Genomic DNA, 25,461 nt, shown 5'->3' on the forward strand with positions numbered 1-25,461 from the left:
CTTTTACTGCTTTGTCTTGGACAGGAATTCGGGAAGAAGCGGATTATTCGTCTGCAACGACGCCTTGCTTGGCAGCTGCGACACGTTCCAGCCGCCTCCGAGGGCCACGATCAGATCAACATGCGAGGTGGTGATGTTCTGGTGGATGCCCAGCGCCTGCACCTCATAATTCAGGGCGCTCTGCTGGCTGGTGAGCACCGTCGTATAGGTCTGGGTGCCCGCGATATATTCGTTCATCGAGACGCGCACCGCTTCCTGAGCGGATTTTACGGCGACGTCCTGCTGGGTGAGTTGCTCGTCCAGAATACGCAGATTGGAGAGATTATCCTCCACGCCCTGAAGCGCCGTCAGCACGGTCTGACGATAGGTTGCCACCGAGGCGTCGTAATCGGCTCGGGCCGATCGCACGGCTGCCGTACGGGCGCCACCATTGAACAGCGTTTCTGTTGACGCGGCTCCGAGAGACCAGAAGCGCGTCGCTGCCTGAATCAGTGTCTGAAGCGGATTGCCGCTGTAACCATAAGACGCACTGACCGAAATCTCGGGATAGAAGGCGGCGATATAATAGCCGATCTCGGCATTATACCCTTCCATGTTACGCTCGGCCGCGGCGATATCGGGGCGGCGCTGCAACAGGATCGAGGGGACAGCCGTAGGCGGTGCCGGCAGCGTCAGCGGCAGTGCGCCGACAGGAATTGTCAGATCCGAAGGCGCCCGGCCGATCAGCACGGCAATGGCGTGCTCGTATTGAGCGCGGGCGACACCGGCCTGCGTGGCCTGGGCCTGGGTTTGTTGCAGCTGATAACGAGCCTGCCAAAGCGAGCTGGGATCGGTGACGCCAGCATCGACCTGGTTTTGCACAATGGTCAGAGCCTGCTGGAAATAGCCGACATTATCGAGATAGAGCTTTTTGAGGCTGTCCTGATAGCGCAGGTTGAAATAGGCGTTGGCCAGTTGCGACTGATAGGAAAGCTGCGCGTTGGCAAGATCGGCGGCGCTGGCCTGGGTCGCGGTTACCTGCTGCTGGATCTGCCTGCGGATGCGACCCCACACATCGAGTGTCCAAGAGGCAGAGGGGCCGGTATTCCACGTGTTGGCTGTCGTGGTCGTGGAATAGCTCACAACCGAGCCGGAACTGGCACTGCGCGAGCCGCTGCCCTGTGCATTACGACTGAAGCTGAAATTGCCCGATAGCGTCGGGAAAAGCTGGGCACGAATCGAGTCGATCGTAGCTTCGGCCTTGCGATACTGTGCCTCGTATTGCTTGACGTTCTGGTTCGATATCGCGACCTGCGATTCAAGCCAGTTCAGCTGGGGGTCGTGATAGATCTCCCACCATGCGCCTTTGGAAGCCTCGGCGAGCTGCGGCTGGGCCACGCCCCAGCCCGGCGGAGGCGTAGGCGCCTCCTTGAACTTGGCCGAGATCACGGCATGGGGGCGGTGATAGTCAGGACCGACCATGAAGCAGCCTGCAAGCAGGGGCATGCAACATGCGGCAAGGAGGCTGAAGCGTCGAGCTGAGCGGGACGGAAAGGGAGTCATCCTTGAATCTGATCCTGATGGCGCGGGCGGAAAAATATGACGAGTGACTGAAGGCGACGTTTGACCGCGCGTCCCATGGCGTCGAGCGTCAAGAAAACGGCGGGCGTGCTGTAGAGGGTGAGGGCCTGGCTGACCACCAGACCACCGAGAATGGAAATGCCGAGGGGACGGCGCAATTCTGCACCATAACCATTGGCAATGATCAACGGAACCGCCCCGAGTGCTGCGGCGAGCGAGGTCATGATGATGGGGCGGAAACGCAGCGCGCTCGCCATGCGGATGGCCTCTTCCGGCGTGGCGCCTTCGCGCTGCGCCTGCATGGCGAAATCGATCAGCATGATGGCGTTTTTCTTGACGATGCCGATTAGCAGAATCACCCCGATCATGGCGATCAGCGAGAATTCCTCGCCAAAGATCTGTAGGGCCAGAATGGCGCCGACACCAGCTGAGGGCAGGGTGGAGAGAATGGTGATGGGATGCACCAGGCTCTCATAGAGCACGCCCAGCACGATATAGACCGCCGCCAGCGCCGCGAGAATCAGAAGCGGCTCATCATTGACCGATTTCTGGAACAGGGCCGCATTGCCTGCAAACCCGCCCTGTATGTCGGAAGGGACATGCAGCTTGATCAGCGCGGCATTGATGGCGGTCACGGCGTCACCCAGCGATACGCCCTGGCGCAGATTGAACGAGATGGTGGTGGCGACAGACTGCCCCTGATGATTCACGCTCAGTGCCGTTGTGCCCGGCAGGATATGCGAGGTGAGTGAAAGCGGCACCATGGTCTCGCTGCTCGTCGCCACGGCAGAGCCCGATGAGGCGTTGCTGCCCCCAGCCAGACTATTGGCCATCTGGTTCTGGTAGTTGGAATCGGCGGTCGAAATGCTGGTCGAGTCCGTGCTGGTCGTCACCACGCGAATACGGTTGGTCGCCACGCTGCCAGCGGCAGTGCCGCCCGAGGTGCTGATCCAGACCTGGTTGAGCGATGTCGGATCTTTCCAGAAGCGGGGCGCTGCTTCCATGATCACGCGATACTGGTTGATCGGCTTGTAGATGACCGAGGCCGCGCGCTGACCATAGGCGTCGAACAGGATGTTAGAGACAAGCTGCGGCGTGATCTGAAAGCGCGAGGAAAGATCGCGATTGATCTTCACATCGAGGGCCGAGCCGCCCTCGCTGAGATCGGAAGACACATCCATCAGTTCCGGCAGCTTCTGGAAAGCCTCGACCACTTTCGGCGTCAGGGCAAAAAGCTCGTCGGCGTCGGGGCCTTGCAGCGCGTATTGATAGGACGCATTGCCCCCGCGCGCGCCAGCGCGCACGGCACCCGGCGCCATGAAGAAAATCTCGGCACCGACCATCCTGCTGAATTTATGACCCAGTCGCTCAATGGTCTGCGTCACGGTGTCATTGCGCTCGGATTTATCCTTGAGCGAGGCGAAAAGATTGGTCTGGTTGGCCTGTCGTCCTCCCAGAAACCCGACGATCGCTGCCACATCCCGGTCTTTCGAGACCGTTTTCGCCACCGCATAGGTCTTCTCGCTCATCTGGCTGAACGATGATGACTGGTCGCCGATGATGTGCCCCATCATCAGTCCCGTGTCCTCGTCAGGAAAAAACCCTTTGGGCATTTTCACGAACAGGGCCCCGGCGATGAACAGCGTCAGCGGCAGGCTGAGCAGCATCAGCCAGCGATGGCGCAAGGACCAGTCGAGCGAAACCACATAGCCATCGATGATGCGGGTGATCTGTCGGTCGAGAAAGATCGCAATGCGGGCACGCTTGTGATGCTCTTTCGCCGGGCGGAGAAGAAGCGCGCAGATCATGGGAGTGAGCGACAGTGACAGGATCATCGAGATCACCAGCGTGATCGAGATGGTCATGGCAAATTCGTGGAACAGACGCCCGGCGATGCCACCCAGCAGAATGATCGGCACGAAAACAGCGATCAGCGACAGGGTGATGGAAACAACCGTAAAGGCCACCTCACCCGCCCCTGTTAGAGCGGCCTTGAGTGGCGACAGGCCCTGTTCGAGATAGCGCGTGATATTTTCCAGCACCACGATGGCGTCATCGACGACGAAGCCGGTAGAGATGGTGAGTGCCATCAATGACATGTTGTCGAGCTGATAGCCCATCACCTTCATCACCGCGAAAGTAGCGATAATCGAGGTGGGCACAACGATAGCGGGCACGAGAATGGCCGGTGCCGATTGCAGGAAGACCAGCACGACAAGCACCACCAGCACGACGGCGAGAATGAGCGTCAGCTTCGTGTCGTCCAGAGCGGCGCGAATGGTCAGAGAGCGGTCGACGGCAATGTGCAGATCGATATCGGATGGCAGGGCGGCGCGGATGAGCGGCAACCGCGCCTTGATCTCGTCCGTGGTCTTGACGACATTCGCGCCCGCCTGCGCGAAGACCAGCCCCACGACGGCGCGCTGGCCGTTATAGACGCCAAGGGTGCGCAGATTTTCGACGCTGTCATTGATCTCTGCAACGCTCGACAGGCGCACGGGGCGGGCATTACGATACGCGATGATCAGATCGCGATAGGCTTGGGCTTTTTCTGCCTGATCATTGGTGGCGAGCGTGAAGCGGAACCCGTTGGAATCGATGAAGCCCTTGGGTGTGTTGGCATTGGCAGAGGCCAGAGACGCCCGCACGTCTTCAAAACCGATGCCGTATTTGTAAAGCAGAAGCGGATTGACTTCGACGCGCACCGCAGGCAGCGCGCCGCCGCCAACCTCGACCTCGCCGACGCCCTGAACCTGGCTGAGCTGCTGCTGCAACACATTGGTGGCCTCGTCATACAGCTTGGCCGGGGTTTTGGTCGGTGAGGTCAGCGCCATGACCAGAATGGGCGCACCATTCGGATTGGCCTTCTGATAGCTCGGATTGGTGCGCAGCGTGGTGGGCAGATCGGCACGCGCCGCCTGCAAGGCGGCCTCGACATCGCGTGCAGCGCCGTTGATATCGCGCGAAAGATCGAATTGCAGAATGATACGCGCCTGATTGACCATCGATTGCGAGGTCATTTCAGACAGTCCCGCAATGGCGCCCAGATGGCGTTCGAGCGGTGCCGCTATGGTGCTGGCGATCTCGGTGGGCGATCCACCGGATTGCTGCGCCTGCACCATGATCACCGGCATATCCACATTAGGCAGATCGGCCACCGGCAGCATCGTATAGGCCAGCAGACCGGCGATCAGCATCGCGACCGTCAGGAGCGAGGTCGCGACCGGACGCAGAATAAAGGGGCGGGTGATGTTCACTCGCCGCCCTGTTCAGCAAGGCGCTCCGACATGCTGCGCATACCGAAACGTCGACGCGTGGCTGCGGCGATGCGATCCATCAGCAGATAGATGACCGGTGTGGTGAAAAGGGTCAGAAGCTGGGACAGCAGCAGTCCGCCCACGATCGCGACACCCAGCGGACGGCGCAGTTCCGAACCGACACCCTGGCCCAGCACGAGCGGCAGCGCGCCGAAGAACGCGGCCAGTGTGGTCATGAGGATCGGGCGAAAACGCAGCAGGGCGGCGCGTCGAATGGCATCGAGCGGTGCCAGCCCATCCAGACGCTCGGCTTCCAGCGCGAAATCGATCATCATGATGGCGTTTTTCTTCACGATGCCGATCAGCAGCACGATGCCGATAATGCCCATCACATCGAGATCCATGCCGCAGAGCGAGAGCGCGAGAAGCGCGCCGATGGCGGCAGAGGGGAGGGTGGAGAGAATGGTGATGGGGTGGATGAAGCTCTCATAGAGCACACCCAGCACGATATACACCGCGAGCAGAGCTGCGATGACCAGATATAGCTCGTTGCCGAGCGACGAGCGGAAGGCCGCTGCCGTTCCCTGAAACGCGCTCTGGAAAGCTGGCGGCAACCCGATGCTGGACGCGGCGTCGTCGATCGCGTTCGTTGCAGCGCCGAGCGAATAGCCTTCGGCCACGTTGAACGAAATGGTCGTCGCCGGGAACTGCCCGAAATGCGTGATGAGCAGCGGCGCCAGACCCTTGGTGATGGTCGTGACCTGATGCAGCGGCACGAGGCCAGATGTCGGCAGGCGGGTCGGCCCAGAAGAGCTCTGGCCAGCCTCGCTCGAGATGCCGGGCAGATAGAGCTGGCTCAGGCTTGCCAGATCATGCTGGAAACGCGGCTCGGTTTCCAGAATGACGCGATACTGGTTCGACTGCGTGTAGATGGTCGAAATCTGGCGCTGGCCGTAGCTGTCATAAAGCAGGTTGTCGATGGTCTGCGGCGTGATCGAATAACGCGCGCCATTGGTGCGATCGAGGTTGACATGCGCGACAAGACCTTCGGCCTGAAGGTCGGAGGTCACATCCGCCAGTGCGGGTTCGCTCTGGAGCGCGGTCAGGAGCTTCGGCACCCAGATCTTGAACGTCTCGTAATCGGGGTTTTCGAGCAGGAACTGGTATTGCGTGGCCGATACGGTGGAATCGAGCGAGAGATCCTGAACCGGCTGCAGATAGAGACGCGCGCCGGGTGTCGAGCTGCCATTTTCCGCCAGACGCTTGAGAATGGCGGACAGCCCGCTCGTGCGCTGCTCCAGCGGTTTGAGGTTGATCAGCATACGACCGACATTGAGCGTCATGTTCTGGCCATCGACACCGACGAAGCTCGACACGCTGGCGACGTCCGGGTCTTTCAGGACCTCTGCAATCACCGCTTCCTGATGCTTCTTCATGCTGTCGAACGAGATGGCCTGGGCCATTTCGGTAATACCCTGCACCACGCCCGTATCCTGACGGGGAAAGAAGCCTTTCGGAATGGCCATGGCCAGCACGAAAGTCAGCACGAATGTACCAAGCGCCACGATGAGCGTGGCGGTCTGGTGACGCAGCACGAAATCGAGCCAGCGCGCATAGCCCGCGATCACGCGGTCGATGCCATTGCCCACTTTGGCGGCCAGCCGCTGGAATCGTGTTCCATGCTCGGCATCATGCGGGCGCTCGCTCAGCAGGCGGGCGCACATCATGGGCACGAGGGTGATGGAGACGATGGCCGAGATCACGATGGTGATGGCCAGCGTCATGGCAAATTCATGGAACAGGCGTCCCACCACATCGCTCATGAACAGCAGCGGGATCAGCACGGCAATCAGCGAGACCGTCAGCGAGATGATGGTGAAGCCGATTTCCTGCGAGCCCTTCACGGCCGCCGTATAGCGATCTTCGCCCATCTCGATATAGCGCGCGATGTTCTCGATCACGACGATGGCGTCATCGACCACGAAGCCGGTCGCGATGGTCAGGGCCATCAGCGAAAGGTTGTCGAGCGAGAAATCGAGCAGATACATCACCGCCAGCGTGCCGATAAGCGAGAGCGGTACGCTCAGGCTCGGAATAATCGTGGCAGGCACGTTGAACAGGAAGACGAAAATCACGGCCACCACGAGCAGCATGGCCATCGCCAGCTCGAATTCGACATCCGAGACCGACGCACGGATGGTGGTGGTGCGGTCAGTCAGCGGGGTGATCTCGATGCCGGGCGGCAGGGTTTTGCGCAGTTCGGGCAGTACGGCCAGCACGTTATCGACCACAGAGATCACATTGGCGCCGGGCTGGCGCTGAACGTTCAGGATGAGTGCCGGCGTCTTGTCCGACCAGGCGGCAAGCTGATCGTTCTCAGGCCCCTGAACCACGGTGCCGACATCGCGCAGACGGATCGGGCCGTTATTCTGATAGGCGATGATCTGGTTCATCAACTGATCGACAGAGGTGATCTGCCCGTCAATGCGCAGCGTGGTCGAGCGATGCGGTCCGTCGAACGTGCCTGTCGGCGAGTTGATATTGACCGTGCCGATGGTGGTGCGGACCGTATCGATGGCGATGCCGTAGGAGGTCAGCTTTGGAATATTGAGCCGAACGCGAATGGCCTTGCGATTGCCGCCCGAGAGGGTGACGAGGCCGACGCCCGAAATCTGGCTGACGCGCTGCTGCAGGCGCGTATTCACGAAATCCTGCACTTCGGTAAGCGGCAGGGTGCGCGAGGTGATGCCGAGGGTCAGAACGGGGGTGTCGGCCGGGTTGACCTTGGCATAGATCGGCGGGGCGGGGAGATCGGTCGGCAGCAGCGAGTTGGACTGGTTGATGGCCGCCTGCACCTCCTGCTCGGCAATATCCATCGACATGTCGAGCCCGAAGCGCAGCGTGATGACAGAGGCCCCACCGGAAGACTGCGAGGTCATCTGGTCGAGCCCCGGCATCTGGCCGAGCTGCGTCTCAAGCGGCGCCGTGACGGAGGTGGCCATCACATCCGGGCCAGCACCCGGATAGAAGGTCGAGACCGTGATTGTCGGATATTCGACCTGAGGCAGGGCCGAAATCGGCAGGAAGTGATAGCCGAGAAACCCGGTCAGCATGATCGCCAGCATCAGCAGCGAGGTTGCGACCGGACGATCGATAAAGAGGCGTGACGGGTTCATGGGCGGGCTTACTGCGCGGGCTTGGAGGCGGGAGCGGCAGGTGTTGCGCTCTTGCCGTCGCTTTTGCTGGCATCATCGGCCGGGATGCTCACTTTCGCGCCGGGCCGCAGATGGTTGGTACCGTCCGTCACCACACGTTCGCCCAGCTTGAGCCCGGACTTGATGACGGTCACGTCATTGCTGGCAATGCCGGTCGTGACGTTGCGCATCTCGACCGTGTTGTCATCCTTGACCACATAGACGAATTGCCCTTCAGGCCCTGTCTGCAGCGCGTTGGACGAGAGCAGGATCACGTCATGCAGGGTGTCGACCAGCAGGCGGGCATTCACGAACTGGTTCGGGAAGAGATGCTCGTCCTCATTGGAGAAAATGGCGCGCATACGCACCGTGCCGGTGGCGGTATCGATCTGGCTGTCGACGGCCTTGACCGTGCCGCTGGCGATCTTGTTGAGATTGGCGCTGTCCCAGGCTTCGACAGGCAGCTCGCCCACTTTGCGGAGGCGGTCCATGACCTGCGGCAACTGGTCCTGAGGCAGGGTGAAGATGACGGAAATGGGCTGCATCTGCGTCAGAATGGTAAGCCCCCCCGACTGTCCCGCCGTGAAGTAATTGCCCATATCCACCGCACGGATACCCACGCGCCCGTCAACGGGGGCGATGATATGGCAGTAATAGAGATTCAGGCGGGCGTTATCGACATTGGCCTGATCGAGCTTCACCGTGCCTTCGAGCTGCTGCACCTTGTATTGCGCGTCGATGGCAGTCATGGCGGCAATCGAGTTCTGCTTGATCAGCTTGTCATAACGACCGGCATTGATACGCGCATCGGCAAGCTGTGCCTGATCCTGCTTGAGCGTGCCGAGCTGCTGCTCAAGCGCTACCTGATAGGGGCGCGGATCGATCAATACGAGTTCATCCCCCGTTTTGACGTGCTGCCCTTCCTTGAAGGCCACATTCATGATGTAGCCGCTGACGCGCGCCTGCACCGTGACATTGGTGATAGGCACAACCGTGCCGAGTTCGGTCAGGATCTCAGGCATGTCGCCGGTCTTGACCACAGCGACGGCAACGGGGCTGGCATCGCCGTTGCGCTGGGCGCTGGCGCCGCTCTTGTGGCTACCCCGGCCTGCGTGATGGGTTGCGCTATGCGGGCGCAGAAATGCGACGGCAAGAAGCAGAACGATTATTCCGCCAATCACGAAAAACAGGCGGCGCCTCCGGCGCGGCTTGCCCTGTGCGGGCGAAGCTGAGGCATGGGGCGCAGTATGGCGCGCAGGCTGGGTCCGATCGGGGCCCGTCTGGTCAGTCATCTCTTCTCGTCTTCCATCACCCAAATCCAGGAGCGGTCACATGCGCAATCTGGTGTCTGAGACATACGTTATTTGAGGCCGCCCTATCATGACGTCAGCTAAATTCTAGTTCAATGACGAAACAATTCAAAACACACTGCGTTACGTCGCATCGCATTATGGCACACCGATATTGCCTATGGTCGAACGAAACCGTTTTGCTTATGCGTCGTTGCTCTTATCGTCACGGATGTTTCAGTATCCGTTTAGTGAAAGGATTATGACAATGGCCGATGCAGTTGAAAATAAGGGTGAAGGCCTGCTCGACGAAGCCAAAGGTCGTCTGAAGGATGCCGCCGGTGGCCTTACGGGCGACGCGAAGCTTCAGGCCGAAGGCAAGATCGACCAGCTTTCCGGCATGGCCCAGCAGGAATTCGCCGATCTCTACGATGATGCCGAGACCACGCTCGAAAAGGCAACCGCCTTTGTACAGGACCGCCCGCTGATTTCTCTCAGCGTTGCCATTCTGGTCGGCACCATCCTTGGCGCGATTTTCTTCGGTCGCTCCAAGAAGAAATAATACCGCCCCACAAGGCCGTATTTCTGAAAGGGGATCGCAGTGATGCGGTCCCCTTTCTTCGTATTGACAGCACAAAAAAGATTCATCGGCGCGTCATGGGGGTTTACAGCGCGATTCGGGTGATTCAAAAGCGATTCGTAAGACTGTGCGACTCGGCAGTCCGTCCTGTTTTTCTTCGTCAAGGATCTTGCGACCGCTCATGCCAGACTACACGCTCGAATCTGCCAATGGGGCACCTGACAAGAGCGTTGTGGGTCTCGATGAGGTCGGGCGCGGCCCTCTTGCTGGCCCGGTCATCGCCGCTGCGCTGCTTTTTCTGACGCCGCCGGTTGCCGCTCTTGCTGCACTGATCGATGATTCGAAAAAGCTTTCGGCAAAGCGGCGCGATGCTGCCTTTGCCGCCCTGATGCAGGCGCCTTCGGTGCGTGTCGGGCTCGGCGCCGCATCGGTTGCTGAAATCGAGGCGATCAATATCGGCAAGGCCTGCCACCTCGCCATGCAGCGTGCGTTGCAGCATCTGGGCATCGTTCCTGATTGCGCGCTCGTTGATGGCAACCGTCTTCCCGATCTGGGCTGCCCCGCTGTCGCCGTGGTCGGTGGCGATCGCAAGAGCCTGTCGATTGCCGGTGCCTCTATCATCGCCAAGGTTACCCGTGACCGGCTCATGACCCGCCTCGCCGAGCGCCACAATGCCTATGGCTGGGAAAAAAATGCCGGCTACGGCACGGCCCTGCACATGGCCGGCCTGAAACTGGCCGGCGTCACCCCCCATCATCGGCGCGAATTCGCCCCCATACGCGCCCATCTCGCATGCGCAGCCCAACCGGTCGGAGCTATCTAATGCAGGATTTTCCCCTCGATCAGATCCTGTGCGGTGAGTGCATCGACACGATGCGCAGCCTGCCCGATGCCAGTATCGACTGTATTTTCGCCGATCCGCCTTATAATCTGCAGCTTCGTGGCGAGTTGCGCCGTCCCGATGAGAGCGTTGTCGATGGTGTTGACGATGCCTGGGACAAATTTGCCGATTACGCGACCTATGACAATTTCACCCGCGAATGGCTGGCCGAGGCCCGCCGCCTTCTGACCAAGGACGGCACGATCTGGGTGATCGGTTCGTATCATAACGTCTTTCGTCTCGGTGCCATCATGCAGGATCTCGGCTTCTGGATCCTGAACGATATCGTCTGGCGCAAGGCCAATCCGATGCCAAATTTCCGTGGTCGTCGCTTCACCAACGCGCATGAAACGCTGATCTGGGCCGCACGTGGTCCCGAGAGCAAATATCGCTTCAATTATCAGGCCATGAAGGCCCTCAATGACGATATGCAGATGCGCAGCGACTGGTATCTGCCGCTCTGCACGGGCAATGAGCGCCTGCGTAACGCCCATGGTCTCAAGCTGCACCCGACCCAGAAGCCGGAAAGCCTGCTTCACCGCGTGTTGATAGCGTCGACCGTCGTCGATGACATCGTGCTCGATCCTTTCTCAGGCAGCGGCACCACCGCCGCCATGGCCAAGCGTTTGGGCAGACGCTTTATCGGCATTGAGCGTCATCCCGATTATATCGAGGCAGCTCGCGCCCGCGTCGAGGCCGAAACGCGCCTGCCGGACGATCAGCTCGCCATCACCCCCGCCAAGCGCGAATTGCCGCGTATCCCGTTCGGCAGTTTTGTCGAGCAGGGCGCGCTTCCCGCCGGTACTGAACTGTTCGATCGCCAGCGACGCCTCAGCGCCACTGTCATGCCCGATGGCAGTCTCGTTTCCGGCGCTCATCGCGGCTCCATCCATAAGATGGGCGCGCTTCTGACCAACGCACCCTCCTGCAATGGCTGGACATTCTGGTATTTCGAGCGTCAGGGCGAGGTATTGCAAATCGATATCCTGCGCACCGAGCACGCCCAGGCGCCTCTTCGCAACGTAGGCTGAAGCAGCGTCCCGTGGAGCGTGCCCATGGGCGAGGTTGCTCATGTTGACGCTAGGTCTATGCGGGGCTCTGCCCCACGCCCCGGCAAAGGTCAGTCGCCCTTTGCAAACCCTTTTGAATTGAAATGGGGAATGAAAGGGGTGCGCCCCTTTCCGGGGGGACGGGGCAGAGCCCCGTGGCCTCAATCGGTTCGGAAGGGCGCTCAGCGCCCGCCGAAACCGAGGAACCCGATAGCGGGCTGGGGTTGACCGCCGGATACGTCGAAACGCGATTTGGTGGCGACAGCCATGGCCGAGGCGCCTTTACGGCCCTTGCCCTTGATGGTGAGATGGCCATTACCCTTGGAATCGGTGTCGATCTGGGAATGGGTGGTTTCAGTGGCAAAGCCGCTATCGCCATAGTTACGCATCGACAGAAGCAGGAACATGATGTCCTTGCGGTTCAGGTCGATGGCCATGTCGAGCGGTGTCTGGAACAGAATGTTCTTGGCGTTCATGTCCGCGCCGCGATTTAGGGCTTCCTTGGCAGCGTTCAGCGAACCACGATTGATGGCATCGAACAGCGCCTCTGTCGGATTGAGGTCGACATTGGCGTGTCCCGCATCCGATTCCTGAGAGTCTGCACCGGGGAGAGCCGATGGCGGTGCCGCAGCCTTGGCGGCGCGACGGGCTTCGGCTTTCTTCTGCGCCTCTTCGGCTTCCTGCTCCGCTTCCGCATCGTCGGCAGACTGCGCATGCGCGGCATGCCACGGAATGAAGAATACGGGCGACGCGGCTAGAGCCGTCGTCAGCATCAGAGGAAAGAGTCGTTTGACATTCATGTGACGTCTCGAGTGGCGCATGGGCAGACTATAGGCGATCGTTACGGGGCTGGCGACTCCCTATCGGCGGCGAAGCCGCCCTTCGCGCCACCAGCCGATAAAGAGAAGGACCAGCGTGCCGCACAGGGCAAGCCAGGACGGACAGAGTTCGGTCAGGCGGCTCGAAGACGCAACCGGCACAAGCTGGCGCGGAAAGCCGATCCAGCCCGAACCCGTTAGTGCGCCAGAGATGACCTGCCTGATCTGGGGCGTTGCGGTTTTCTCGCCCAGCCAGAGCGTAGCCCCGTGGCTCTGAGTGGCCAGAGGCGACAGAATGGTCGCTGTAGCACGCAGATCGGCATCTTCGAGCGGGTTGCGCGTTGCCTGAGCAGCGACAGCGGTAAGACCGTCCTGTCGCACGACCCAAAGCCCGTCCTGACCATTGGTCGGAATGCTGGCGGTGAATACGCCATTTTCCGCAGGTTTGAGCATCACGGAGGTGATCTTGCCATCGGGCGCGGTCAGGCTGGCTGGGGCGGTCAGGCGGGTCGAATCGCTATGGCGCTCGATATGCAGGCTGTTTTCCCTGATCGAGGCCCGAAGCTGGTTTTCTTCCAGATCGGGCTCTTTCATCAGCCAGTGCGACAGGCGCTTGAGCAACTCGGCCTGAGGGCCGCCGCCGCCTTCGCCACGTGACCAGAGCCAGAGCTGATCGGATAAAAGCAGCGCCACGCGCCCCTTGCGCACGGTATCGAGCACCAGAAGCGGCTGGTTCTCGGGCCCGCTCAGAAGGGACGTGCCATGGAGCGAATCCGAGGCGAGCCCGCGATACCACGGTCCCCATGGCTGGGGCAGACCGGCTGTCACGGGGTGACGTTTGCCCGATTCGGTGAGTTGCGGCACGAAACGCTCGTTGATCACACCCGTAGAGGGCACATGAGCAGGCAGAATATCGGCCAGAGGCGTATCCTGAAGCGTGCCGTCCTGCGTGAATTCCGGCCCAGCAGTCAGCAGCAGGCCACCTCCCTCACGCACGTAATCGGCGATATTGGCGAGATAATCCTGCGGGAGGATTCCGGCGTTATGGAAGCCATCGAGAATGATCAGATCGAATTGCTTGATCCTGTCCTGAAACAGCTCCTTGATCGGAAACGGAATGAGGGCGAGGTCCGAAAGCGGGGTGCCGTCATCCTTGTCGGGTGGACGCAAAATGGTGAAATGCACGAGATCGACCGAAGGGTCGGCCTTGAGCAGACGGCGCCAGACACGCTCGCCCTGATTGGGCGTTCCCGAGACCAGCAGCACCTTGAGCCTGTCGCGCACACCATTGATGCGGACGATGGCGCTGTTATTGCGTGGGCTGACCTCACCTGAGAGAGGGGCAGCAGAGAGCGTGATCAGTGTTTCACCGGGATGCTTGATCGGCACCGTCAGGTCGAGCGGCTCACCCGACAGGGCAGGAATCTGCCGTGGCGGCTCGTCTCCCTGACGCAGGGTAAGCGTGACCGGCTGTTTCCCGGTGGCGCCGAGATCATCCACCACCGCGCGCAAGGTCGCGTCCTTGCCGACGAGCGCATAAGGCGGTGCCTGAAGAATGCGCAACCTGCGATCCGTCTCCTCACCCTTGCCCGTCAGCAGGACATGCAACGGCAGGGTCGCGCCGTCGCGCCTGAAGAGTGCGGGCAAGGAGGCGGGGGCGTCATGCACCATGCCATCGGTCAGCAGAATGGCGCCGCTGAACCGGCCAGGGGGGAGGTCTCCCTGATCGATGGCATCGAAAAGACGCGTGCCATGACCCTCGCCGCCCTGAACGGTGATGGTATGCAAGGTCAGGCCCGGTATGGCACGAGCTTCTTCCTGAAGGCGCGCGGCCGCTTTTTCGGCGCTGTCGAGGCGGTTACGCAGCGCCATTGAGGGCGAGTGATCGACCACCAGCAGCACGTCCTGCGGCGCAGGCTCATAGAACGGGCGGTTCAGGCGCGGTCCTGCCAGCCAGAAGACGAGCAGCAGCAAGGCCAGGATGCGCGCCAGACTGCCCGGCACGCGGCGTAGCAGCGCATAGACACCGATAAGCGCGGCCAGCCCGGCGGCCAGAGCAAGCAGCCAGACAGGGATGAGAGGCATGAAGGTGAGATGGATCATTGTTCCATCCTCTTCAGGAGTTCGGGGACACGCATCTGATCGGCCTTGTAATTGCCGGTCAGGGCGTAGAGCAGCAGATTGACGCCAAAGCGATAGGCCTGGGTGCGCTGGTCGTCACCGCCCGGAATGACGGCGTAGGGTGTGTTGCCCTGGGCATCCATGGCCCAGGCATGGGCCCAGTCGCCCGCTCCGATGATGATGGGGCTGACATCGTCATTGCTGTCATCGCCGCTTCGCGCCACCCATACGGGCAGGCCCTGCACGCGACCGGGAAAATCGTGAAGCAGGTAAAAGCTGTGGGCCAGAACATGATGATCGTCGAGCTTGCTGAGCGGCGGCACGACGAGTCCCGCAGTCGCCCTCTTGAGCGCCGAGCGTGTCTGGCCCGCATCCTGCGTCGAGAGTTCGGAGCCGACTCCCTGCGTGTCGAGCATCAGAATGCCACCATGGGCCATGAAGCTGTTCAGCGCGGCAGCGCGTTTTGGATCTTCCTGCACGTCTTCGGTGATTGGCCAGTAGAGCAGGGGGTAGTAGGCCAGATCGTCCTTGCCGGGCGTGACGCCATCGGGATGGCCCATAACGGCAGAGGACCGATCGGACGCGTAGTTAGATAGACCCTGAAGCCCCTCGCGCGATGCCTCATCGATATCGTCGTGACCCGTCAGCACATAGCCAAGGCGGGTTTCGAGCGCGGCACCCGGCACGGCGCCATGGGTCACCGCTTGCGCTTTGGGCGCCTCGTCGTCTTCCTGAGCCAGAGCGCAAGGCGGTGCCATGAGCATCGGCGCCGCGACCAGAAGGCAGAGCACTGCCAGCCGACCGAGCATCCCGCGCAGCCAGAGCGCGACGAGGAAATCGGCCAAAAGCAGGAGCAGCGCCGCGCCGAGCAGATAGGGCGCGAGCGCGCGATCGGGCGAGAGATGGTCGGGCGTCAGCGCAGACCCCATCAGGCTCTCCGGCGCGATGGCGGGCAGATGGTCGCCGAGATTGAACGCGCGGCGCGCCAGACGCGGCCCATAAAAGCCGGGGGGATGCTGAACATTAGGTCTGGTTGTCGCAAAGGCCTCAGCCGATAGCGGGCGCGCGGCTTCGGGCGGGGCAACAAGCTGCCCATGCGCGTCGAGCATGGTGAAGGGAACGAGCTGACGCAGTTCCGGCTGATCTTTCTGACCGACAGAGCGCTGAACCAGTCGCTCAAGCATAGCGGGGAAAAGCCCGGAAAGCGGCAGGCTGGACCAGTCGGCGGTGCCGGTTACATGAAACAGCACGAGTTCACCCTGACCCAAGGCACTTGCCGTCACCAGCGGTGTGCCATCGCTCAGCCTCGCCCAGACATGGTCGCCCAGATCGGGTGTCGGCTGGGCCAGAACCTGACGGGTAACGGTCACTTCCTTCGGCAGGGCCAGACCGTCGAATGGCGAATGCTCAGCAAAGGCCGAGAGCACCTGCGGCTTACCCCAGGACATGGGGCCGCCGAGCTGACGCATGCCGCCCATCAGCGGAACAGGCAGCAGGGTTTTAGCCTTGTCGGGCGATGACGCATTCGAGTCCGAAGCGAGAACCGGCCCTGCGAAACGGATCAGCACGCCGCCATGGCGCACCCACTCGGCAACGCGTTTGCGGGTATCGTCATCGGCAAGCGTGCCATCGGTCGCGACGAGAACAGAGAGCTTCTGCTTCAGCAGATCGGGCACCGTGCCGCGATGAAGCTCGCCGACGCCTTCAATGGCCTGAGCCAGAAAAAAGCCCTGGCCCGTCAAGGGGGTATCCTGCGTGCCGGGGGTCAGGAGGCCGACCGGGTGTCGGCGCTCACCCGCATCGAGGAGAAATAATGCGGAAGGGCCGGGTAGAGGCGAAGACTCGCTTTCGAGCATGATCCGGCTGGCGCGATTGCGCAACAGAGGGGGCAGTGGCAGATCGGTAGGCTTCGCGCCGTTTTCAGCGAGAGGGAAAATGCCGAGCGTGCCGCCGTTTTCATCGCGTACGCGCAGCGTGAGGGCCCGCGGCGCGCAGGGAAGGGCGCTGAGTGAGGCGGTCAGCAACCCGTTATCGCCCTGACGGGCCGAGAGCAGTATCGTGTCGCAGCCAGGCCAGCGCATGTCGCTTACCTGACTGCCCGAGCCATGCAGGGCTGAGGCGAAAGCCGGGTCGGCAGCGGTCGCAACTCCGTCCGAAAGCAGCACGATATCGCGTGTGCTACCCTGCGTAGCGTGTTCTCGAAGTGCCTCGATCTGCTTCGCGCTCTGCTCCCGGTCAGCAGGCCAGGAATGCGGCACAAGCGCCAGAAGACGCTCTTCGAAACGGGCGCGGTCATGTGTGGTGAATGGCGCTGCCATGCTGCCATCGGCATCCGGCGCGCTCAGAAGCAGGGTGACCTCATGCCCGGCGCGGAACCGTCTTTCGGCGAGGCTGCGCGCCGCACGCAGGCGCTCCTGCCAATGCGGTACCGCCGCCCAGCCATTATCCAGAACCAGCACCAGATCCTGAGACGGCTTCAGGCTCAGATCGCGCCCTAGCCAGACAGGCTGGGACAAGCCAAGCACTAGGAGAGCGACGGCGAGCAGACGCAGAATGAGTAGCCAGAGCGGCGAGCGCGCCGTGTCGGCCTGCCCCGGTCTCAGGCGGCGCAGAATCTGCAGAGAGGGATAAGCCTGCTCTTTCGGTGGCGGCGGGGTCGCCTTGACCAGCCAGTAGATGACGGGAAGGGCGACCAGCCCGATCAGCGCAAGGGGGGTAAGAAAGATCATGCGTGCAGACGCCCCCCTGTGAGACGCGCATAAAGCGCGAGCAGGGCAGGCAACAGGGGTTGATCGGTGTGATGCAGCGTAAAGCCCGCCCGATGCGCTTCGGCCATATGGGCGAGCCGGTCGAGATGGGCGCGCATTTCGCGCTCATAAGAGTCAGCGAGGGTCTCGACGGCGGGGAGCGTCAGAGCCCCCTCCGCCTCGAGACTGTCGAAGGCAATGCGCCCTACGTAAGGCAGGCTGCGCTCTGCCGGGTCGAGCACGCAGAACAGCTCGGTGCGCGCAGGGCGTGCAGCGACGTCGGCCAGCAGTTTTTCCATGGCTTCGGGTGCGATCAGGAAATCGCTCACAAGAATGAGCTGACCATAGGGGCGCAACGTATCCAGAGAAGGCAGGGCGACAGACGGGCCGAGAACGAGGTTCTGGGCGAGACGGGGCAGCGCATGCGGACTGCTGACCGAACGTCCCTGTTCCGGCCCGTTGAGCAGGGCAACGCGCTCGCCGCCATGCAGCGCCGCCGCAGCCAGCGCCAGCGTGGCAAGCTGTGCCTGCGCTTTCTTGCGCGGCAGATCGGGGCGTGACTGCCAGTCCATCGAGGGCGAGGGGTCGCACCACAGGGTGAGTTGCTGAGCACCTTCGGCCTCACGCTCGCGCACCCAGAGCTGGTCGCTGCGCGCCGATTGGCGCCAGTCGATCCGGTGGGCGGGCTCGTGGTTATGGGCGGGGCGATACTGCCAGAAATCCTCACCGGCACCGGCACGATGCTGATGGTGCACGCCCGCGCGTATCTGCCGCCCGATGCGCTCTGCCTCGATCACCAGAGGGGGAAGCAAAGCCTCCGCCTCCGGCGTGATCGGTGGCGCACGGTGTGACGATGCGGCAGCGGCGTCTTTCTGGCGCCCCCACCTCCCGAAGATACCGCGCACGGTCAGAGAAGCGCCTCGACAGCCTTGGCGATCAGCTCTTCGACCTTGAGCCCCGAGGCACGAGCCGAAAAGCTTAGCGCCATACGATGGGCGAGTACGGGTTCGGCCAGCTCAGCCACATCGTCGAGGCTTGGCGTCAGCCTTCCGTCGAGCAGGGCCTGGGCGCGGCAGCTCAGCATCAGCGCCTGCGCCGCACGCGGTCCGGGGCCATAAAGCAGAGAACCAGCCAGATCGGGCCTGTAGGCGGTCTCGGGGCGCAGGCCGCGCACGAGGGTAAGGATGGCGTCGAGCACTTTCTCGCCCACGGGCAGACGGCGAACGAGCGCCTGTGCCTCGATCAGGCTGCGTGCCGAAAGCAGGACGGGTGCTTCGGCCGTGAGGGCGCCTGTCGTCTGCAAGAGCATGTCACGCTCGGCATCGCGCTCGGGGAAGGTCAGGACGATACGCAGCATGAAGCGGTCGAGCTGGGCTTCCGGCAGCGGATAGGTGCCTTCCTGCTCGATCGGATTCTGCGTTGCCAGAACATGGAAGGGGCGGGGCAGTTTGTGGTTGGTGCCAGCCTGGGCCACCTCATATTCCTGCATGGCCTGAAGCAGGGCGGATTGTGTGCGTGGGCTGGCGCGGTTGATTTCATCGGCCAGAAGAAGCTGGGTGAAGATCGGCCCCTTCACGAAGCGGAAGAAGCGACGGCCGTTTTCATCCTCGTCGAGAATATCGCTGCCCGTGATGTCGGAGGGCATCAGATCGGGGGTGAACTGCACGCGCCGCGTGTCGAGGCCCAGCACATGGGCCGCCGTGCTGACGAGCAGCGTCTTGCCCAGGCCGGGAGCGCCGATCAAAAGCGCGTGACCACCAGAGAGAATGGTGACCAGAAGCCGGTCGATGACGTCACGCTGCCCGAGCACAATCTGCCCGATCGCGTCTCTGACAGCGCCGAGTTGCGCGGTCAGACGCGCGGCCATGGCGAGATCGGCAGGATTATCGGAGGAAAAGGAAGAGAGATCGTTCTGGCTCATATTTGGCAATCTGACAGCTCCGGGGGTTTCATCAAGCCATAAGACGACCCAACTTGCAGCAGGAGACGAGATTTTTGGACCGCAAGCGGAGAGAGCGTTGAAGGACGGAGTGGCAAAACGGACGTCAGACTGCGCAGTAACATCGGATTGCGCAGAGATGCAGGTCAGGCATGAGGCTGCGTATCGTGCCGGTGCAGAGAGTCGCGCCGGAGCCGCGGCCGAGGCCGCAGAACCGCGCGTGCTGCCTTTTCTGATCAGGCGCGACGGCACCTGGCTCTATCGAGGCTCTCCGGTGCGGCGCAAGGAAATGCTCTGCCTTTTCGGCTCCATGCTCACACGCGACGCAGGCGGCACATACTGGCTGCGCACGCCCACCGAGCACGGGACGATCCAGGTCGAGGATGCGCCGTTCATCGTGCGCGAGCTCGATTTCAGAGGTATTTGCGGTCGACAGCAAAATCTTTGCCTGCGCACCAACATGGATGAATTGCTCTGCGTCGGTCCGGCCCATCCCCTGATCGTCGACTGGCAGCATCCGCCATCGGATGAGTGCGCGGCGATTCCCTATGTGCAGGTCAGGCGCGGCGATGGCGACAAGCCCATACTCGCCCGGCTGTCGCGTCCGGTTTATTACGAGCTTGTCGCTCTGGCTGTGCCTGGTCATGTTGGCTGCCGGCCCTGTATGGGTGTGTGGAGCCAGGATTGCTTCTTTCCGCTCGCGCCCATGCCGTAGCCCTGAATGCAGGGCTGCTCCTGTTCCTCTCCCTCTGGATCCGATGTGACAATCCTCGACCGTCTGCCTGACCGCTCCGGCCTTGACCGCCTCTGGTCGATCTTGCCTCAGGCTCGTCTGGTCGGCGGCTCCGTGCGCGATCTTCTGCTTGGCGGGCAGGAAGTGCACGATCTCGATCTGGCGACACCCGAGCCGCCCGAAGAAGTACAGGCACTGCTGGAAGCTGCCGGGGTAAAGACCATTCCCACCGGGCTGTCGCATGGCACCATCACAGCGGTGATCGCGCGTGTGCCCTATGAGATCACGACGCTGCGCCGGGATGTCACGACTGACGGGCGTCATGCCGAAGTGGCCTGGACGACCGACTGGCAGGAAGACGCGGCCCGGCGCGATTTCACTATCAACGCCCTGTTCTGCGACCGCGATGGGACGATTCATGATTACTTCGGCGGGCAAGGCGATCTGAAGGCGCATCGCCTGCGCTTTGTCGGCGATGCCGCTCAGCGTATCGAGGAAGACGCGCTGCGTATCCTGCGGTTCTTCCGTTTCGACGCGCGGTTCGGTAGCGCCGTACCCGATGCAGAGGCGCTCTCTGCCATTCATGTCCGTGCGGGTCTGATTGCCGGTCTCTCGGCCGAGAGACTGGCGAGTGAAATGCTGCGCATTCTGATCGGCCCGCATCTTGTGCGCACGCTCGCACATATGAAGGGGGCTGGTGTTCTGGCGCCGATCGTTCCTGATGCGCGCCTCGACCGGCTTGCGCGGGCGCTCGATAACGGCCTGCCAGAAGACGGTCTGCTGCGTCTGGGCTTGTTGAGCGATGCGCCCGATCTGGCAGGAAAACTGCGTCTGTCCGGCAAGCAGAGCGAGCGTCTGGCGCGTATGAACCCGGCAAACCGCCTGACATCGTTCGATCAGGACGGCGGCGTCACGCCCGTGGCCGCGCGGCTCACGCCCGAACTGAGCGATGATCGTCTGCGTCAGCTTCTCTCCTGTCATCCGAAAGAGAGCTTGATCGACCGGAGCTGGTCCGCTCAGGCCGATACTGGCGCGCAGGAGCAATCGGGCTGGGACACGCTCAGAGCGCGGCTCGCAGCGATGGCCGTGCCGGTCTTTCCCCTTGCGGGGCGTGACGTGATGGCGCTCGGCGTTCCGGCGGGCAAGGAGATCGGCCTGTTGATTGGTGCGGTGACAAGCTGGTGGCGTGCCAGAGGCTGTTTGCCCGATCGGAAGGCCTGTCTGTCAGAGCTCAAAAACCGTCTGCCCCTTTCCCCGCAGGACCTTGAGCGGTAAACGGCAGGAATGAAAATACCGCAGCAGGCAAGCCAGCCCCCTTTGCGCCGCATCGATCCTCAGGGGGCGCAGGGTCGCCAGATGCTCTGGCGTATCTGGCGTGAGGAAGTGCGTCAGCATGTCGGTCGGCTGGCTGGTGTTGTCGCACTGACGGTTCTCACCGCTGGCCTGACGGCCCTGTACCCTCTCGTGATCAAACGCGCAGTCGACATGTTCGCGGTGCATGACCCGCGCATTCTCTATCAGGTCCCGGCCCTTGTCGTTCTGGTGACAGGGCTCAAGGCTGCCAGCCAGTACGGTCAGACACTTTCCGTGCAGGGTCTGGTTCTGGTGGTGATACGCGGTTTGCAGTCGCGCATGTTCGCCCATGCCCTGATTGCTGATATCGCCCGTATCGAGCGTGAAGCACCGGCACAATGGGCGGCGCGTTTTACCACCGATGCGGTCTCGATCCGCGAAGCCATGATCCGTGCCGTCAATGCGCTGGGCGATGTCGTGACGGTGGTCGGGCTCGTCGCCTCGATGATCTACACCGACTGGGAACTGAGCCTGATCGCGCTTGTGCTTTATCCCATCGCTGCGGTGCCGATCCAGAAGCTCGGCAAACGCGTGCGTCGCGCCTCGGGCGGGATGCAGGAGCAGATCGGCGAGACGGCGACGCTGCTCAATGAGAGTTTTGCTCTGGCGCGACAGGTGCGCGTCTATCGCATGGAAGGCAGTGAATCGACGCGCATCGATCATTCGCTCGATCTGCTGCACAACGCCTTCTGGCGCATTTCCCGCGGTCGCGCCCGCGTCGACCCGGTGCTGGAAGTGCTGGGTGGCACGGCCATAGCGGCCGTTCTCGGTTTTGCGGGATGGCGTGCGGCCATGGGAGGCGCCACGCTGGGCGATTTCACGGCTTTCATTGCTGCGCTTTTCGCTGCTTCGCGCCCGTTGCGGTCGCTCGGTTCCCTCAATGCCGCCCTTCAGGAAGGGCTTGGCGGGCTTGAGCGCGTCTTTTCCATTATCGACGAGCCGCCCGCTGTCGCCGAGCGGGCAGAGGCGCGCGCTTTGCCGTCGGGTCATGGGCGTCTGGTCTTTCAGGATGCCCATTTTGCCTATCCCGACGGTCGTATCGGCCTGAACGGGTTGAGTTTCGATGTGCGTCCCGGCTGGACCGTGGCCCTTGTCGGCCCGTCGGGCGCGGGTAAATCGACGGCGTTGTCGCTCATCCCCCGCCTGCATGATGTCAATGGCGGCGGAATATTGCTGGACGGGGTCGATCTGCGCGATCTGCGGCTCGCCGATCTGCGCGATGCCATTGCCTATGTCAGCCAGGACACCACGCTTTTCGATATGTCGGTGCTGGAAAATATCCGTATCGGTCGCCCGAATGCGAGCCGCGCCGAGGTCGAGGCGGCGGCACTCGCCGCTGCCGTCGATTTTGCCGATACCCTGCCTCAGGGGCTCGATACGCGTGTCGGGCCGGGCGGACAGCGCCTCTCCGGCGGACAGCGCCAGCGTGTGGCTCTGGCCCGTGCCTTGCTGCGCGACCCGCGCCTGCTGCTACTCGATGAGGCGACGAGCGCGCTCGATTCAGAAAGCGAAGCCAAGGTTCAGAAGACGCTTGCCGATCTCAGGCGCGATCGCACCACCATCATCGTGGCGCATCGCCTTTCGACGGTCAAAAGCGCGGATCTGATCATCGTCATGAGCGAGGGTATGGCGGTCGAACTCGGCACCCATGTGGAGTTGCAGGCTCAGGGCGGGCTCTATGCCCGCCTCGTGCGCAACCAGTCGCTCGACCTCGTGGAGGCACCCGAGGATTCCCTGCAGGACGCGTCCTAGCAGGGGATGCGAAACGCGCCCTTATAAACCGGGTGCGAGTGCCGAGAGAACGGGCAGGATCTTTTCGTAAAGCGGGCGTTTGAAGCCCAGATTGAAACGCGTGACATCCTGTGGCGCGACCCACTCCCAGCGGTCGAATTCGGCAGGCTCGGTACCATCGCCCATCAGGTCGATGGCGCTGTCAACTTCAGTCATGCGCATGGCAAACCAGCGCTGCGTCTGGCCGCGATACTTGCCGTGCAGGGCCTTGCCGATCAGATGCGGTGGCAGATCATAGGGAAGCCAGCCGGGAAAGCTGCCGAGCAGCGTGGCATGGCGCAACCCGGTCTCTTCACGCAATTCCCTGATAGCCGCTTCTTCGGGCGACTCATTGTCGTCTATGCCGCCCTGCGGGCATTGCCACACATCCTTCAGATCGGTGCGTCTTGCCAGAAAAAGCGCACCTTCGCGATTGAACAGCATGATGCCGACATTGGGACGATAGGGAAGGGTTTCGGGATCGATCATGGCGTGAGGCCCATAAGGAACCGGCCCCTCTGTGGGGGCCGGAAGGGGTGAGATCAGTGCTTGGGTGCGGGTGCCGGCGGAGCGGCTGGTGCCGGGGCCGGTTTCTGATCCTTCTTGTCCGACGGTTTGTCGGCGGGAGGCTGACCGAGAGGCAGAGCCTCGTCCGGCAAAGAGGCCATGGCGCGCACCACGCGCAGACCCTGCTGAAGCTGGAAATCCGTCGCGGGCTTCGACAATTCGAAGCGCGGCCAGTTTTCCGGCGGCGCATTGGGGATGCTGGTGGAGATCGACGGCAGGTCGGTGCGCACCGGCGCCTTGTTCTTGTTGCCGCCTGTATTGGTGATGATATGGGCGAGATCGGCTTCACGATAGCCGTAGCCATCGTCGTCCTTGCTCTCCTTCACCAGAATATCCGGGGCAATGCCCAGAGCCTGGATCGAGCGGCCTGAAGGCGTGTAGTAGCGCGCCGTCGTCAGGCGTACTGCGCCATGGCCGGGTACGGGAATGAGCGACTGCACCGAGCCCTTGCCGAAGGATTTCTCGCCCAGAAGCACGGCGCGACGATGATCCTGCAACGCACCGGCGACGATTTCCGACGCCGAGGCCGAACCGCCATCGATCAGCACCACGATCGGCAGCTTGCCGGTGATGTCTGTGCCCTTGGCATCCCAGCGGCGGTTGTTTTCGGCGTGGCGGCCGCGGATCGAGACGATCTCTCCCTCCGGGATGAAATCGTCACTGACCGAGATCGCCTGGTCGAGCTTGCCGCCCGGGTTCAGACGCAGATCGAGCACGAGGCCCTGAAGCTTGCCACCGGCCTTGGCCTTGAGCTTGTCGAAGGCCTCATGCATCGCGGTTTCGGTGTCGTCGTCGAACTCGGAAATACGGATATAGCCGATATTGCCGTAAAGCGCCGAGCGGACGACCTGAACATGCACGACTTCACGGGTCATGGTGACCTTGAGCGGTTTCGGCTCCTTGGCGCGAATGATCGTGAGCGTGATCTTGGTGCCTGGATCGCCGCGCATCTTGGTAACGGCTTGATCGAGCGTCATGCCTTCAAGTGACTTGCCATCGACTTCGGTGATGTAGTCGCCGGGTTTGAGCCCGGCGCGCGAGGCCGGGGTACCATCGATCGGCGAGACCACGCGGATATGGCCATTCTGCTGCTGGACCTGCACGCCCAGACCGCCGAATTTGCCGCTGATCTGGATCTGCATGTCCTTGAACTGCTTTTCGTTCATATAGGAGCTATGCGGGTCGAGACCGCCGACCATGCCGTCGAGCGCGTTGTTGATCAGATCCTTGTCACTGACCGGTTCGACATATTCGGCGCGCACCAGATCGAGCACGGTGCCGAACAGGGTCAGCAGGCGCAGGGTCTCGCTGTGATTGTCGGAGTCTGCGGCAACCTCTTTGGCGAAGGCCTTGCTGCTGATCATCTGCCCAAGGCTTGGCGCCATCATGGCTTCCAACGTCGGACCGGCGGTGATTCCGGCCAGGAATGCCGTTCCGAGCAGCAGACCAGTGCGGAGCTTCATGCAATTCATCCCTTGAATCCGGTGCGGCGCCAATGGCCCGAAGCCGATCCTGTTAGCGTCTTTCTGTCAGCACGATCCGAAAACACGGATCCGGTCCAACCTGAAGTCTGAAATCTATAAACGTCTTGAAGCACTCTGTCG

Annotated in this window: 17 protein-coding genes; 6 read left to right on the forward strand and 11 right to left on the reverse strand. The window is 62.0% G+C overall.

Going from position 1 to position 25,461, the window contains the following annotated elements:
* Nucleotides 1-3: 3 nt before the first annotated feature.
* The 4 genes from ABHV46_RS12875 to ABHV46_RS12890 are packed head-to-tail and all read right to left on the reverse strand — an operon-like array spanning nucleotide 4 to nucleotide 9,303.
* Entirely contained in the window at nucleotides 4-1,542 is a 1,539-nt protein-coding gene (locus ABHV46_RS12875) for an efflux transporter outer membrane subunit (protein ID WP_438381760.1), read from the reverse strand.
* Nucleotides 1,539-4,817, reverse strand: a complete 3,279-nt coding sequence (locus ABHV46_RS12880; RefSeq protein ID WP_438381761.1) for an efflux RND transporter permease subunit — start codon at nucleotides 4,815-4,817, stop codon at nucleotides 1,539-1,541. The genes ABHV46_RS12875 and ABHV46_RS12880 overlap by 4 nt, the downstream gene beginning before the upstream one ends.
* A complete protein-coding gene (locus ABHV46_RS12885; protein ID WP_438381762.1) occupies nucleotides 4,814-7,993 on the reverse strand; it encodes an efflux RND transporter permease subunit in 3,180 nt (1,059 codons plus the stop codon). Before ABHV46_RS12885 ends, ABHV46_RS12880 begins: the two co-directional genes overlap by 4 nt.
* Nucleotides 7,994-8,001: 8 nt before the next feature.
* Nucleotides 8,002-9,303 (reverse strand): efflux RND transporter periplasmic adaptor subunit, encoded by a 1,302-nt coding sequence (locus tag ABHV46_RS12890; protein ID WP_438381763.1) that lies wholly within the window; start codon nucleotides 9,301-9,303, stop codon nucleotides 8,002-8,004.
* A 265-nt stretch (nucleotides 9,304-9,568) separates the two neighbouring features.
* Between ABHV46_RS12890 and ABHV46_RS12895 the strand changes: the two genes are divergently transcribed.
* The 3 genes from ABHV46_RS12895 (at nucleotide 9,569) to ABHV46_RS12905 (ending at nucleotide 11,791) form a co-directional block, all read left to right on the forward strand.
* Nucleotides 9,569-9,862, forward strand: coding sequence for a CsbD family protein (locus ABHV46_RS12895; RefSeq protein ID WP_188426055.1), 294 nt, complete (start codon nucleotides 9,569-9,571; stop codon nucleotides 9,860-9,862).
* Between the two features lie 199 nt (nucleotides 9,863-10,061).
* Nucleotides 10,062-10,703, forward strand: a complete 642-nt coding sequence (locus ABHV46_RS12900) for a ribonuclease HII (RefSeq protein WP_438381764.1) — start codon at nucleotides 10,062-10,064, stop codon at nucleotides 10,701-10,703.
* A complete protein-coding gene (locus tag ABHV46_RS12905; RefSeq protein ID WP_336946639.1) occupies nucleotides 10,703-11,791 on the forward strand; it encodes a site-specific DNA-methyltransferase in 1,089 nt (362 codons plus the stop codon). The genes ABHV46_RS12900 and ABHV46_RS12905 overlap by 1 nt, the downstream gene beginning before the upstream one ends.
* Before the next feature lie 200 nt (nucleotides 11,792-11,991).
* Here ABHV46_RS12905 and ABHV46_RS12910 read toward each other — a convergent pair whose 3' ends face one another.
* Genes ABHV46_RS12910 through ABHV46_RS12930 form a run of 5 tightly spaced genes read right to left on the reverse strand, consistent with a single transcriptional unit; the run spans nucleotide 11,992 to nucleotide 19,416 of the window.
* A complete protein-coding gene (locus ABHV46_RS12910) occupies nucleotides 11,992-12,609 on the reverse strand; it encodes an ankyrin repeat domain-containing protein (RefSeq protein WP_438381765.1) in 618 nt (205 codons plus the stop codon).
* Between the two features lie 60 nt (nucleotides 12,610-12,669).
* Complete coding sequence (locus tag ABHV46_RS12915) at nucleotides 12,670-14,730, reverse strand: VWA domain-containing protein (RefSeq protein ID WP_438381766.1); 2,061 nt, start codon at nucleotides 14,728-14,730, stop codon at nucleotides 12,670-12,672.
* Entirely contained in the window at nucleotides 14,727-17,477 is a 2,751-nt protein-coding gene (locus tag ABHV46_RS12920; RefSeq protein WP_438381767.1) for a DUF4159 domain-containing protein, read from the reverse strand. Before ABHV46_RS12920 ends, ABHV46_RS12915 begins: the two co-directional genes overlap by 4 nt.
* Complete coding sequence (locus ABHV46_RS12925) at nucleotides 17,474-18,400, reverse strand: DUF58 domain-containing protein (protein ID WP_438381769.1); 927 nt, start codon at nucleotides 18,398-18,400, stop codon at nucleotides 17,474-17,476. The genes ABHV46_RS12920 and ABHV46_RS12925 overlap by 4 nt, the downstream gene beginning before the upstream one ends.
* A 2-nt stretch (nucleotides 18,401-18,402) precedes the next feature.
* Nucleotides 18,403-19,416, reverse strand: a complete 1,014-nt coding sequence (locus tag ABHV46_RS12930; protein ID WP_438381770.1) for an AAA family ATPase — start codon at nucleotides 19,414-19,416, stop codon at nucleotides 18,403-18,405.
* A 157-nt stretch (nucleotides 19,417-19,573) separates the two neighbouring features.
* On the opposite strand from ABHV46_RS12930, the gene ABHV46_RS12935 reads away from it, so the two are divergent.
* From ABHV46_RS12935 to ABHV46_RS12945, 3 genes are all read left to right on the forward strand, one after another.
* Nucleotides 19,574-20,149 (forward strand): DUF1285 domain-containing protein, encoded by a 576-nt coding sequence (locus ABHV46_RS12935; RefSeq protein WP_025840900.1) that lies wholly within the window; start codon nucleotides 19,574-19,576, stop codon nucleotides 20,147-20,149.
* A 45-nt stretch (nucleotides 20,150-20,194) separates the two neighbouring features.
* Complete coding sequence (locus ABHV46_RS12940) at nucleotides 20,195-21,442, forward strand: CCA tRNA nucleotidyltransferase (protein ID WP_438381771.1); 1,248 nt, start codon at nucleotides 20,195-20,197, stop codon at nucleotides 21,440-21,442.
* A gap of 81 nt (nucleotides 21,443-21,523) precedes the next feature.
* Nucleotides 21,524-23,272 carry an ABC transporter ATP-binding protein gene (locus tag ABHV46_RS12945; RefSeq protein ID WP_438384400.1) on the forward strand — a complete coding sequence of 583 codons (1,749 nt, stop codon included), beginning with the start codon at nucleotides 21,524-21,526 and terminating at the stop codon, nucleotides 23,270-23,272.
* A 21-nt stretch (nucleotides 23,273-23,293) separates the two neighbouring features.
* Here ABHV46_RS12945 and ABHV46_RS12950 read toward each other — a convergent pair whose 3' ends face one another.
* Complete coding sequence (locus ABHV46_RS12950) at nucleotides 23,294-23,779, reverse strand: RNA pyrophosphohydrolase (protein ID WP_438381773.1); 486 nt, start codon at nucleotides 23,777-23,779, stop codon at nucleotides 23,294-23,296.
* A gap of 53 nt (nucleotides 23,780-23,832) precedes the next feature.
* The gene (locus ABHV46_RS12955; RefSeq protein ID WP_438381774.1) at nucleotides 23,833-25,320 is read right to left on the reverse strand and encodes a S41 family peptidase; all 1,488 of its coding nucleotides are present in this window, start codon (nucleotides 25,318-25,320) and stop codon (nucleotides 23,833-23,835) included.
* Nucleotides 25,321-25,461: the final 141 nt, after the last annotated feature.

The organism is Asaia sp. BMEF1 (assembly GCF_051628905.1).
Lineage (GTDB): Bacteria > Pseudomonadota > Alphaproteobacteria > Acetobacterales > Acetobacteraceae > Asaia.

What these genes read in the sequence shown, in the direction of transcription:
- ABHV46_RS12935 (WP_025840900.1), top strand. Translation starts at nt 19,574, where the DNA reads ATGCAGGTCAGGCATGAGGCTGCGTATCGTGCCGGTGCAGAGAGTCGC.
- ABHV46_RS12910 (WP_438381765.1), bottom strand. Translation starts at nt 12,609, where the DNA reads ATGAATGTCAAACGACTCTTTCCTCTGATGCTGACGACGGCTCTAGCC.
- ABHV46_RS12895 (WP_188426055.1), top strand. Translation starts at nt 9,569, where the DNA reads ATGGCCGATGCAGTTGAAAATAAGGGTGAAGGCCTGCTCGACGAAGCC.
- ABHV46_RS12955 (WP_438381774.1), bottom strand. Translation starts at nt 25,320, where the DNA reads ATGAAGCTCCGCACTGGTCTGCTGCTCGGAACGGCATTCCTGGCCGGA.
- ABHV46_RS12875 (WP_438381760.1), bottom strand. Translation starts at nt 1,542, where the DNA reads ATGACTCCCTTTCCGTCCCGCTCAGCTCGACGCTTCAGCCTCCTTGCC.
- ABHV46_RS12905 (WP_336946639.1), top strand. Translation starts at nt 10,703, where the DNA reads ATGCAGGATTTTCCCCTCGATCAGATCCTGTGCGGTGAGTGCATCGAC.
- ABHV46_RS12890 (WP_438381763.1), bottom strand. Translation starts at nt 9,303, where the DNA reads ATGACTGACCAGACGGGCCCCGATCGGACCCAGCCTGCGCGCCATACT.
- ABHV46_RS12900 (WP_438381764.1), top strand. Translation starts at nt 10,062, where the DNA reads ATGCCAGACTACACGCTCGAATCTGCCAATGGGGCACCTGACAAGAGC.
- ABHV46_RS12885 (WP_438381762.1), bottom strand. Translation starts at nt 7,993, where the DNA reads ATGAACCCGTCACGCCTCTTTATCGATCGTCCGGTCGCAACCTCGCTG.
- ABHV46_RS12945 (WP_438384400.1), top strand. Translation starts at nt 21,524, where the DNA reads ATGCTCTGGCGTATCTGGCGTGAGGAAGTGCGTCAGCATGTCGGTCGG.
- ABHV46_RS12915 (WP_438381766.1), bottom strand. Translation starts at nt 14,730, where the DNA reads ATGATCCATCTCACCTTCATGCCTCTCATCCCTGTCTGGCTGCTTGCT.
- ABHV46_RS12950 (WP_438381773.1), bottom strand. Translation starts at nt 23,779, where the DNA reads ATGATCGATCCCGAAACCCTTCCCTATCGTCCCAATGTCGGCATCATG.
- ABHV46_RS12920 (WP_438381767.1), bottom strand. Translation starts at nt 17,477, where the DNA reads ATGATCTTTCTTACCCCCCTTGCGCTGATCGGGCTGGTCGCCCTTCCC.
- ABHV46_RS12930 (WP_438381770.1), bottom strand. Translation starts at nt 19,416, where the DNA reads ATGAGCCAGAACGATCTCTCTTCCTTTTCCTCCGATAATCCTGCCGAT.